The following is a 10,415-nucleotide window of genomic DNA, read 5'->3' on the forward strand; positions in this document are numbered from 1 at the left end:
TTGAAAACTTTGGCAAATTATAAATTTTCCAATAGATACCAAAGAAAATTGCGCATAAACACAATTTTACAAGCCACAAAGCGTTATAACACGCTATTTGACAAAATTAGATTTTGAATTTTTCCGAGGAGAATTAATTCTACTCTATTTTATATTAAAAAATTACAAATTCTCCATTAAATAAATTGATTCAAAATTAGTACTCCGATAAGGCCAACAATGGATACAATACTTTCCATGAGTGACCAGGAGCGAATTGTCTCTTTAACCGAGAGATTAAAGTATTCTTTAAATAACCAGAAGCCCGTATCATTGACATGTGAAAACATTAGACTTCCTGCTCCTATACTCAATACCATCAAGTTAGGATTGACTAAACCCGTGGAAACAATCGGGTAAATCATGCCCGCTGCTGTTAAGCCTGCTATAGTCGCAGAACCCACACAAACTCGGATAATCGCCGCCATAAGCCATCCTAATACCAAAGGAGGGAATGGTAATGTTTGCAAATAACCCGCTATTTCCTTACTTACACCAGAAACCAGTAATACTTCTTTCAAAGATCCAGCACCTGCAATAATTAATAATATCATGGCGACATCTTTTACCGCATCCGTATATATGACCATAATCTCTTCCATTTTTTTACCCATGCGTAAACCCAAAGTATAGGTAGCTACACAGATGGCAATCAACATCACCATGGATGGATCAGCAATTAAATGAATCAATGGAGTCAAAGCCGAACTTTTATCTATTTTCAAGTCAGCTAAGGTTGTAACCACCAAAAGAAATACAGGAAACAATGCTGTAATGAAACTTGCAGCTCTGCTTGGTAATTTAGATTCAGGAATAGGTTCCCCCTGAAATGCTTTTAATGAACGTATCGGCAATTTTGTTAATGTTTTAGAAAATAGAGGTCCTGCACAAATGATGGCTGGGATGGAAACGATAATCCCATAAAATAAGGTAGTTCCCATATTGGCATCAAACTGAGCCACTAAGGCTGCTGGAGAAGGATGCGGAGGAAGAAAGCCATGGGCCACGGATAAGGATGCCATCATGGGGATTCCTGTCACTAAAGGATGTAATTTAAATTGATGAACCAAGGCAAATATCAATGGAATCATCAACACAAAGCCTACATTATAAAACAAAGGAATTCCAATGATAAAACCAGTAAGCATTAAACCCCAGGCCATGTTTTTTTGACCAAATGCCTGAATTAAACTACCCGAAATTTGCTGAGCTGCTCCACTACTCGCTACCAGTTTCCCTAACATGGCTCCTAATACGATGATGGTAACTAATGACCCTAAGGTGTCGCCTATTCCTTTTTGAACTGATTTAGCTAATTCCCCAAGTGGCAAACCCAATAAATAGCCTGTCGTTAAACTAATGATTAAAAATGCGATGAACGCATTGACCTTTTGATACGTAATTAAGAACACTAAAAGGCAAATACATAAAACGACGATGGCGATAGTCATAAGGTAATGGTATAGAGTGATTAAATGGAGTATTGGAATTATTAGTAAAAGCTTATTTTTTCTTCAAAATACTCCATTTGATCCCAAATATATAGAATGGATCCTACATTTCAGCATTCTTAATTCGAATGCCGACAAATCCACGCTATTTTTAACCTCACAATTGATTAAAAATCACCATAAGTATCTTCCAAATATTTTTGCATCACTAAGATGTCTTCTTTGGAAGTTAAATCTGGTACATTTTCTGCTAAAGGAATAGCAAAAAATCCTTGACCAGTACCCTCACCAAATAAGGCAACTGAAGTAGGTAATTCCTTTTCGTTTCTAATTGGATGAAAAGGTGTTTTGGCTAAATAGGGTAAAAAGGTAGAAGCTTCAAAGACGAAAATATTCATACTAACTCCCAATCTTCCTTGTTGTGCCATTAACTCTTCGGCTTGCTGTGCAGTAGGTTTCTCAATGATTTCCAACAAATAGCCAGCGGCATCTGTACGAATCAAAGCAAAGGCTGAAATTCTTTCGGCTGGATACAATAAACTATCCCGATGGTAGGAAATCAAAGCTTGAGCATGGTCTGTTGACCAAAGCGTTTTCAAAGCATGAACGGAATATAAATTATCTGAGTTACACACAATCACGCGACCATACTGCCAATCTGCATGTTGCATTAAAGCTTGGTAAACCGCATCTGCTGTTCCTGCTGGCTTTTCACGATCGGCAGGTATTTGTTGACGAGCAAACACAATTTTCAATCCCCAACAAGCATCACGAGACATTAAATCCTCGCAATACTCCTGAGTAATTTGATCTGTAGGATGCAATAATAACAACACTTCCTCTATCCCTGCCAAATGTGCATTGTACAATTGGTAATCAATTAATGTCTTCCCATTTTTCCCTACTTGAATCATCCCCTTGGTGACAGAATTTGCTTGTGCCACCAAATTTGGATCTAAATCGCTCCCCTCTGACAGGGCTTTCTTCATGCGAGAAGCCATCCCTCCTGCTAAAATCAATAATCTCTTTTTCATGTCTTGGATTAATAAAACAAACTTTCTTTTTCCACTTTGGTACCTTCGTCTACTCGAATGATGTAGGCCTTTCCTCCTTCTTTTTCAATGGCCTCAACCACTTTTTCTGGATGTGCTGGCGCATAAGCAAACATACAGCCTCCTCCTCCAGAGCCATTGATCTTAGCTCCTAAAGCTCCAGCATCCAAAGATGCCTGTATCATTCGATCAATTTTTGCGGTAGAAATCTTCTTATGCTCTCTTAAGTTTACTTGATGGCGATTCAACAAGTCTCCTAATTTCACATCACTCCAATCCGATTTACCTTCAAACATCTCTTTGGCTTCCAATAAAATATCACGATCGGAGATATTGGCTTGTAATAATATCCATTCTGATGCTGTCAAAATAGATTGATAAGCTAAACAATCTTCCAAACTAGCTTTTTCTAAATCAAAATCAGCATTTACTCGTTGTATTTTCCCCAATCCACTCAACATGCCAAACTTCACGTGGGCTAAAATTTTCAAGGTATCTTTGGCTTCTAAAGAATCCCCCAGTACAAAAGTGCCTAAATCACGTGCGTAGGTTTCTATCGCTATTTTGGGTCTACTTTCCAAAAATATCACATTTCCCACGGCAGTAGAATATTGGTCCATCATCCCCCCAGGCTCGGTAAATTCCAATACCTCTGCTTCATAGGTTATTTCCCCTATTTCTTTTTGCGTAGCAGGTATTTGATACATTTCACATAAGAACTTCACCCAAGAAACAATCATGGCGGAGGAACTTGACGTCCCTGAATTGATAGGAATATTGCCTCGCACTTCGATCTCTAAGCCTTTTTCAAGGGAATGCCCTTTACGATGTAACACATTGCATACACTCTTGAAGTAATCCCTCTCTTTGGTATATGTCAAAGGAAAATTCAATTCAAATTCTTCAACAGCATCTACATCTGGCAGAGAAAATCGAACGGTTTTATCGGCCCTAAATTGGCCTTTCATCTGTATTCTTTTCGAAATTGCCGCCGCAATAACAGGTAATCCTAAATAATCTTGATGTTCGCCAAACAAGCAAATCCGACCGGGAGTTGAAACAATCATGCTAAATTTTAATGTATAACAAAAGTACAAATTAGATTTAAAAAAATACCTTACCTTTGAAACACTTAAATACTATCGATGATTACGAAGCGCATCCCATCCGTCGATTATTTCCGAGGCTTTATCCTATTTCTACTTGCTGCGGAAAGTACCGATTTGTACCATAATCTGGACAATCTCTTCCCTGACAATTTCATCATTACTCAATTTTTCCATGTTAAATGGCAAGGATTACATTTCTGGGACTTAATCCAACCTGGATTTATGATGATTGCCGGGGCCGCCTTGTATTTTTCTACCTACAAAAGGTTAGATAATGGGGATACATACCTGACGCTTTGGCCCAAGGTTTTAAAGCGTTCCTTATTATTATTTTTGTTTGGAACAGGATTACATTGCCTAGGCAAAGAAAAACTCGTTTTTGAATTATGGAATGTGCTTACTCAGCTGTCGGTTACTACCATCATTGCCTTTTTTTTATTGCGTTTTTCTATTCCGCTTCAAATTGCTGCATCGTTGCTTTTGCTTTTATTATCTCATAGTTTATACGTCTTTAGTGATATTTCTGGATACAATGAACCATATACTCCCGACAAGAATTTTGGTTCTTATATGGATATGCTCTTAATGGGTAAATTAAGTGGGGGGCATTGGATAGCTATTAATTGCATCCCCACGGCAGCACACACCATTTGGGGAGCATTAATTGGTCGAATCATTCATCGAAGCACTTCCCATCAAATAGTAATCCGCACTTTACTTGGACTAGGCATTTTAGGCATCTTAGTAGGCTATGGACTTGATTTTGCTGGCATCCCGATTATCAAAAGAACAGCGACACTTTCCTTTACATTAGCTTCTGGAGGTTGGGTTGCCTTGATGATGGCCGCCTTTTATTTGAATTGGGAACGAAGTAAACCCATCATACCAGCCCCTGATTATATTTTATCCTTTGGAAAGAATTCTATTTTCATCTATTTGTTTTTTGAATCTGTAGGCCCTCAATGGTTAAATAAAGCATCCTTGGTATTTGTGGGCGGTTTTCTAGAGAAAATTCATGTCACAGAAAATATCGCTGAACTAGTAAATTCCTTAGTAGTCCTTGGTATCATTGGAGGAATTGCCGTTTGGTTTGATAAGCACAAAATCTACATCTCTTTGTAGTAATGAACAACGCTGTCAAGGTTTAAAACCTTGACAGCGTTGTTTTAAAACTCTTCAAAAAAAGCAAAAATACCGTTTTTTTTCTTCTACTAATTGATAATCTACTTATTTATCCAACTTGTTCATATAATCAAACTTATATGCCCAAGTTTGCGCTATATTGAAAGCTTTTGTCTTAGCTTCTTCTGCCTTGGGCCCCTCAAATAAAGCATCTATTGTTTTGGTAAATAATAAAATCCAATGCTCAAAATGAGCCTTGGTCAGTGGTACAATTTGATTTACTAATAAATGAGGCTGCATGGGAGCACCTTTGTAAGAATGGCCATCCAATAAAAGCATTTCCCAGAAGTCATACATCTTAGGCAAATGATGGTCCCAGTCTACATGCATCACATCTAAAAAAATATGCCCTACCAAGTCGTCCGATGTCATACTTTTATAAAAAGCATTAACCAATATTCGAATGTCTTCTTTTGAAGCAATATCACTTTTAATCATGTGTCTTTATGGTTTGAATCAACCAAGATCCTACTTTGTGTCCTTGTTTTGCCCCTTCATCCAAAGCTGGCCAAAAGTGAATTCCCCCATAAAGTCGACTGATCGAAGCCTCATCTGAGGCCTGGGTAAATGATGTAAATTTCCTTGGAGGCAATCCATAAGGAATTTCTGTAGAATCATTAAATGCTACATTTTCCCCAAAAATCTTAGTTAAAACCACAGCGGCAGAGCCAGATATGGTACTATGACCGGAAGTATATTCAGGAAAAGGAGGTGTTTGTAAAACAGGCATCCAAGTTTTATCAATGGAAGCGTTGATTACCGTTTCAGGACGGATTCGAATTGAACGATACTTTTCATCCCAGCAGGAAATAAAACCATCAAAAATGGCAATGGAAGTTAAAGCAAAAGCTTCAGCTGTCTCTATGTAATTCTTTTTCAATTGTCTAGAAACTTGTCCTGCAATCCCCAACCAATGCCCCCCTGGCGACATCTTCTTGGTCGCAAACATGGCATGTCCGGTAATATTCATTTTGAAAGGGTTACAATCCCAAAAATTAGCTATATCCCGCTGTTCATTGGTTAGATTCTTACCTGTTTCATAAACTTGTATGACCTCCTTATGATAAGGACTGCCTTTAGTCAAATCAAATTTACTTGGTTCAGGCGCTCTGAATTGTGAAGAAGAATCCAATACAGCTGGCCTGATTTTGGTCCAGTATGGCTCCACGGCATCTATGTAAGCTGGTGGTGTTGGTGTCCAAGTTCCTGGCAAATTGGTTACGGTAAATCGAAAACCTCTGGTTTGCTTATAATTATCCTTCGAAGCATACTTCATGATGGATTCTGCCACCGAATCTCCAAACGCAATGGAACGCTCATACACATCATCCGGAATACCAATTTTCTTATAATCCGCCTCTAATTTTTTGTCAAATTCCTCGTATAGTTCTTGCGCAAAAGTTAACTTTTTGCCTACCGCTAAATAAGCTCTAACGGAAGCTAAAGAAAAGCAATATTCCTCCCCAGCCTTTGGTTGAGCTACTTTCTCAAATCCATTCAATTGACCTACTAAAGAATGATACCCCTTGTTACCGTGTACAGCTGCTTCATAACCCGCTATACTGGCATACATGTAAATTCTGGATGAAACTGGCGGAGCAAAAATATCATGAATGATACTCTCTGTCAGCATAACCTCAGAACGAATCAAAAATTCAGGATTAGCAGCTTCTTCCTGATAATTTGAATTATCCGATTTACAAGCAGAAAACCATAAAGCAACAAACAAAATAATATATCTCTTCATTGGGCTTAATTTTTCAAAAGACAAATATACCAATACTTATAATTAGAATGGAAACATTGACAAAAATCAGTTAATGGCCGCCTCAGCTGCCAAGCGACCAGAGGCAAATGCGGCTTGCAGAGATGGATATTGTGTGTAATCTCCCGTGAGAATAATACTTTTTTTATGGGCTTTCTGCTTGATAAACTTCCAAAATCCTTGTTTAGACAGCGATTCTGGTATGGAATAAGCCTTTAAAAAATCCCAATTCAACTTTTCTTGTCCTAAGTATTGGCTCAATTCCTTTAAAACCTCTTTTTCTGAAATATCCGTTTTCAAAGTAGTCACAGAAATCAATTCCTTCCCTACCGGAGCATAATATGGATTGACCTTACTTAAACAAGCGAAGTGCAAAATGTTCGATTCATCCGTTTTAGGAACCAAGTGTAATAATTTACCTTCATTAGGAAAAGTATCGGCTGAAAAATAGAATGTTTTACTCTGCAAAATAGCTCCTTTGGCCAAAGGAATGTCCAATAAAGCAGCTGCCGCTGTTGGGTTTGCAGCCAAAATAATTTTAGAACATGCTATCACGTCCCCATTTTTCAAAACCACCTTCCCATCTAGAATACTTTCCACTTCAATATTCAACCGAACAGAGTCTGCCGGCAAAGCCTTCAACAATTGCTCTGAAATAGCCCTTATACCACCTTGTGGAAGTGCGGCTCTCCCTTCTAAAAATTGCTTTAAATAAAAGACAAATAAAGAAGCAGGTTGCGATAAAGTCTCATCAAGGAAAATTCCATAAAAAAATGGCTTTAAAAATCCTTCTTGGAATGTTGGAGAAAAATGAAGCGAATGTATATACTCCATGGTACTTAAAGGACTCGTAGATAATGGCTTGGCATCCAATTGAATTTGCAACCAAAGTTTAGCCAATTTAACCAAATCAGGTATGCTGATGATTCCATCTCCTAAGGCTCGGAGTAGAGAAAATGAATCATGCCAAGGACTAAAAAAACGATGCCAAGCATTTTCTTTCCACCAATATGCACCCGAATCAAAATAAGATAAATCCAAATCCGGCAATCGCAAACTTTGCTGAACTTCGGGATAAGAAGTTTGTAAAACTTGAAATCCATGATCTAAGGTAAAACCTTGAAAATGTTCACTTTGCACCCTACCACCTACATGAGCTTGTTTTTCGAGTAAGACAAATGAAATCCCCGCTTCATGCAACACATTGGCTGCTTGTAAGCCTGCAATACCCGCCCCGATTATGACGATTGGTTTCATGATAAATTTATATTTAAACAAACTCTTTGAACTTACAAAAGTTTAAAGTCTTTTTTATTACTTTGCATATTAAATGATTCCCTGGAATGAATTACAAAATTAAGGAGGAAAACGGTTATCACTATATCGACGAGGGTAAAGGGGAAATATTATTGATGTTACACGGGCTTTTTGGAGCTTTAAGTAACTGGGAAAGTGTGATTTCCTACTTTAAATCAAATTACCGCATCATTATACCACTTATGCCCATTCACGAGATGCCCATCAAAGAGGCGGGCTGTGAAGGACTAACCGCTTTTATAGAAAATTTTGTTGCCTTAAAACAATTGGATAAATTCAGCCTGATAGGAAATTCTTTGGGTGGCCATGTGGCATTAATTTATACCCTTAGACATCCAGAGAAAATACAAAGACTCATTTTAACGGGTTCTTCTGGACTTTTTGAAAATACCATGGGTGGTTCCTATCCCAAGCGGGGCAATTACGGATACATCAAAGAAAGAGTAGAATACACCTTTTATGACCCTAAAACGGCCAGCAAAGAATTGGTGGACGAAGTTTTTGAAATTACCAATAGCATACCTAAGGTGATGCGCATTATTGCCATTGCTAAATCAGCTCAAAGGAATAATATGGCCAAGGATATTGTCCGTATTAACACCCCTACTCTTTTGATTTGGGGATTAAATGATACCATTACGCCTCCGCAAGTTGGACATGAATTCAATCAATTAATTCAAGGTTCAGAACTTCAGTTTATTGATAAATGTTGTCATGCTCCTATGATGGAAAGACCAGACGAATTCAATGCCATTTTAGACAAATGGTTACAAAAAACGAAAGTTTAACTATGCTAGTCTTATCCTATTTATCCTTTGACTATCCCACGCTTTCCTTGCAAGATAGCCTCCAGAAGGCTTTAAAGGCCATGGAGAGGCATAAAGTGCCCGCATTAAGTGTTTTGGATGGCAAAAAATGGGTCGGCAACATTACTGCCTTGCAAATTTCACAGCAGCTTACACAAGCCGCCAAATTGAAAGATATTCAGCCGGAATTCCAAAACGACAAATTGGAATTGGAAGAAGATATTTTAGCTAGTCTTCCGCTTTTTGAAAGTACAGGATTTAGCCTATTACCTGTTGTGAATGAGGAGGGAAATTGGATGGGCTATATTCATCAGGATGTGATTACTCACATGTTTCTCCAATCAGGATTTACGGGAAGAAATGGAGGGATTTTACGCATCCCTTTTCATGTTCAACGTGATTCCATGAGTGTCATTTTACGGATCATAGAAGAAAATAAAGGCCTCATGGTACGTAGTTTCTTTCATCGTTCCGAAAAAAATCCACAGGCATTACCCGAATGGGTAATACAAGTTCAGACCGATCAGTTTTCTCATCTGGTAAAAAGTCTGGAACGACATGATATTGTCATAGAAAAAGCATTTGTGTTTGGACAACAAGAAGATGTTGATCAAATGCGATTTGATTTACTTTTGAAATACTTAAACCCTTAGTTTTGAGTTTACGAATCGCTATTCATGGAAAACCATTTACAGGTGAAACCAAAAACCTGATGGAGGACCTATGGGCAGATATTCAGTCAAAAAACTGCCAGATTACCTTATCCGATGTTTTCAAAGCGCATTTATTAGAACATGATTTCGATGTAGACCAAATTCCAGCCTATTCTTCTACCGAGGGGCCCAATCAAGTGGACATGGCTTGGAGTATTGGTGGTGATGGTACCTTATTGGAAACATTAACCCATATAGGTCACAAATTGATACCTATTTTAGGTATCAATACTGGTAGATTAGGCTTTTTAGCTACCATATCCCCTCAAGAAGTTTCTCAAGCCTTGGATTTTTTAATCGAAGGAAATTACCGCGTAGAAGAACGCGGTTTAGTGGCTGTCAAAACAGAAGTAGATTTGTTCGAAAACAAATCTTTTGGCCTCAATGAAGTCGGTATTATGAAAACAGATACTTCTTCCATGATTGTCATTAAAGCTTATGTAGACGGAAATTACCTGAATTCCTATTGGGCAGATGGCTTAATTGTATCCACTGCAACAGGCTCTACAGGTTATTCTTTGTCGGTCGGTGGCCCATTGGTGATGCCTACCTCAGATATTTTCATCATTGCCCCTATGAGCCCGCACAACCTCAATGTACGACCTTTGGTGGTTTCTAGTGATACCCATTTACGATTTGAAGTAAGTAGCCGTAGTCAGAATTTTTTGATTTCCATTGATTCCCGCTCCAAAGTGGTGGATAGCCAGTTTAGTATAGAAGTCCAAAAAGCACCTTTCCCCGCTAGATTAATCAAAATACCAGGAGACGATTTCCTTCAAACCCTTAGAAACAAGTTAAATTGGGGATTGGACGCGAGGAATTAAATGATAAGTTATAAATTGTGAATGGTTTATTGTGAATGCCTGAATGACGTTGACCGTTTTATGTCACTTATACTTGATTCATATTCAAGTACTTTAGTTGTTTAGCCTATAGCTTGATTTAAATTTAGTAGTTTTTTCTCAAAAGCAATAGGTGTCA

General features: G+C 38.1%; 10 protein-coding genes. 4 read left to right on the forward strand and 6 right to left on the reverse strand.

Features of this window, described 5'->3' with window-relative positions:
* Positions 1 to 176: 176 nt before the first annotated feature.
* The 3 genes from EWU23_RS11885 to EWU23_RS11895 all read right to left on the reverse strand — a co-directional run bounded on the left by EWU23_RS11885 (position 177) and on the right by EWU23_RS11895 (position 3,609).
* Positions 177 to 1,490, reverse strand: a complete 1,314-nt coding sequence (locus EWU23_RS11885) for a gluconate:H+ symporter (protein ID WP_166232459.1) — start codon at positions 1,488 to 1,490, stop codon at positions 177 to 179.
* 167 nt (positions 1,491 to 1,657) lie between these two features.
* Entirely contained in the window at positions 1,658 to 2,524 is an 867-nt protein-coding gene (locus tag EWU23_RS11890; protein WP_166232461.1) for a sugar phosphate nucleotidyltransferase, read from the reverse strand.
* An 8-nt stretch (positions 2,525 to 2,532) separates the two neighbouring features.
* On the reverse strand, positions 2,533 to 3,609 hold the full coding sequence (locus EWU23_RS11895; RefSeq protein ID WP_166232463.1) for a GHMP family kinase ATP-binding protein: 1,077 nt from the start codon (positions 3,607 to 3,609) through the stop codon (positions 2,533 to 2,535).
* A gap of 78 nt (positions 3,610 to 3,687) precedes the next feature.
* Between EWU23_RS11895 and EWU23_RS11900 the strand changes: the two genes are divergently transcribed.
* Complete coding sequence (locus EWU23_RS11900; RefSeq protein ID WP_166232465.1) at positions 3,688 to 4,773, forward strand: DUF5009 domain-containing protein; 1,086 nt, start codon at positions 3,688 to 3,690, stop codon at positions 4,771 to 4,773.
* Positions 4,774 to 4,878: 105 nt separating this feature from the next.
* Here the strand turns inward: EWU23_RS11900 and EWU23_RS11905 are convergent, their stop codons facing one another.
* The 3 genes from EWU23_RS11905 to EWU23_RS11915 form a co-directional block, all read right to left on the reverse strand.
* Positions 4,879 to 5,271 (reverse strand): group III truncated hemoglobin, encoded by a 393-nt coding sequence (locus tag EWU23_RS11905; RefSeq protein ID WP_166232467.1) that lies wholly within the window; start codon positions 5,269 to 5,271, stop codon positions 4,879 to 4,881.
* Complete coding sequence (locus EWU23_RS11910; RefSeq protein ID WP_166232469.1) at positions 5,264 to 6,580, reverse strand: vanadium-dependent haloperoxidase; 1,317 nt, start codon at positions 6,578 to 6,580, stop codon at positions 5,264 to 5,266. Before EWU23_RS11910 ends, EWU23_RS11905 begins: the two co-directional genes overlap by 8 nt.
* Before the next feature lie 66 nt (positions 6,581 to 6,646).
* The gene (locus tag EWU23_RS11915; RefSeq protein WP_166232471.1) at positions 6,647 to 7,855 is read right to left on the reverse strand and encodes an FAD-dependent oxidoreductase; all 1,209 of its coding nucleotides are present in this window, start codon (positions 7,853 to 7,855) and stop codon (positions 6,647 to 6,649) included.
* An 86-nt stretch (positions 7,856 to 7,941) separates the two neighbouring features.
* Here EWU23_RS11915 and EWU23_RS11920 point away from each other — a divergent pair, with 86 nt between their 5' ends.
* From EWU23_RS11920 to EWU23_RS11930, 3 genes are read left to right on the forward strand one after another with little or no spacing between them, the layout of a single operon-like run.
* Positions 7,942 to 8,703 (forward strand): alpha/beta fold hydrolase, encoded by a 762-nt coding sequence (locus EWU23_RS11920; RefSeq protein WP_166232473.1) that lies wholly within the window; start codon positions 7,942 to 7,944, stop codon positions 8,701 to 8,703.
* A gap of 2 nt (positions 8,704 to 8,705) precedes the next feature.
* Positions 8,706 to 9,374, forward strand: coding sequence for a CBS domain-containing protein (locus EWU23_RS11925; protein WP_166232475.1), 669 nt, complete (start codon positions 8,706 to 8,708; stop codon positions 9,372 to 9,374).
* A gap of 2 nt (positions 9,375 to 9,376) precedes the next feature.
* A complete protein-coding gene (locus EWU23_RS11930; protein WP_166232477.1) occupies positions 9,377 to 10,258 on the forward strand; it encodes an NAD kinase in 882 nt (293 codons plus the stop codon).
* Positions 10,259 to 10,415: the final 157 nt, after the last annotated feature.

Origin of the sequence: Aquirufa beregesia, assembly GCF_011090385.1 — a bacterium.
In the GTDB taxonomy this organism is placed as follows: Bacteria; Bacteroidota; Bacteroidia; order Cytophagales; family Spirosomataceae; genus Aquirufa; species Aquirufa beregesia.

What these genes read in the sequence shown, in the direction of transcription:
- EWU23_RS11905 (WP_166232467.1), bottom strand. Translation starts at nt 5,271, where the DNA reads ATGATTAAAAGTGATATTGCTTCAAAAGAAGACATTCGAATATTGGTT.
- EWU23_RS11895 (WP_166232463.1), bottom strand. Translation starts at nt 3,609, where the DNA reads ATGATTGTTTCAACTCCCGGTCGGATTTGCTTGTTTGGCGAACATCAA.
- EWU23_RS11900 (WP_166232465.1), top strand. Translation starts at nt 3,688, where the DNA reads ATGATTACGAAGCGCATCCCATCCGTCGATTATTTCCGAGGCTTTATC.
- EWU23_RS11915 (WP_166232471.1), bottom strand. Translation starts at nt 7,855, where the DNA reads ATGAAACCAATCGTCATAATCGGGGCGGGTATTGCAGGCTTACAAGCA.
- EWU23_RS11925 (WP_166232475.1), top strand. Translation starts at nt 8,706, where the DNA reads ATGCTAGTCTTATCCTATTTATCCTTTGACTATCCCACGCTTTCCTTG.
- EWU23_RS11910 (WP_166232469.1), bottom strand. Translation starts at nt 6,580, where the DNA reads ATGAAGAGATATATTATTTTGTTTGTTGCTTTATGGTTTTCTGCTTGT.
- EWU23_RS11890 (WP_166232461.1), bottom strand. Translation starts at nt 2,524, where the DNA reads ATGAAAAAGAGATTATTGATTTTAGCAGGAGGGATGGCTTCTCGCATG.
- EWU23_RS11885 (WP_166232459.1), bottom strand. Translation starts at nt 1,490, where the DNA reads ATGACTATCGCCATCGTCGTTTTATGTATTTGCCTTTTAGTGTTCTTA.
- EWU23_RS11920 (WP_166232473.1), top strand. Translation starts at nt 7,942, where the DNA reads ATGAATTACAAAATTAAGGAGGAAAACGGTTATCACTATATCGACGAG.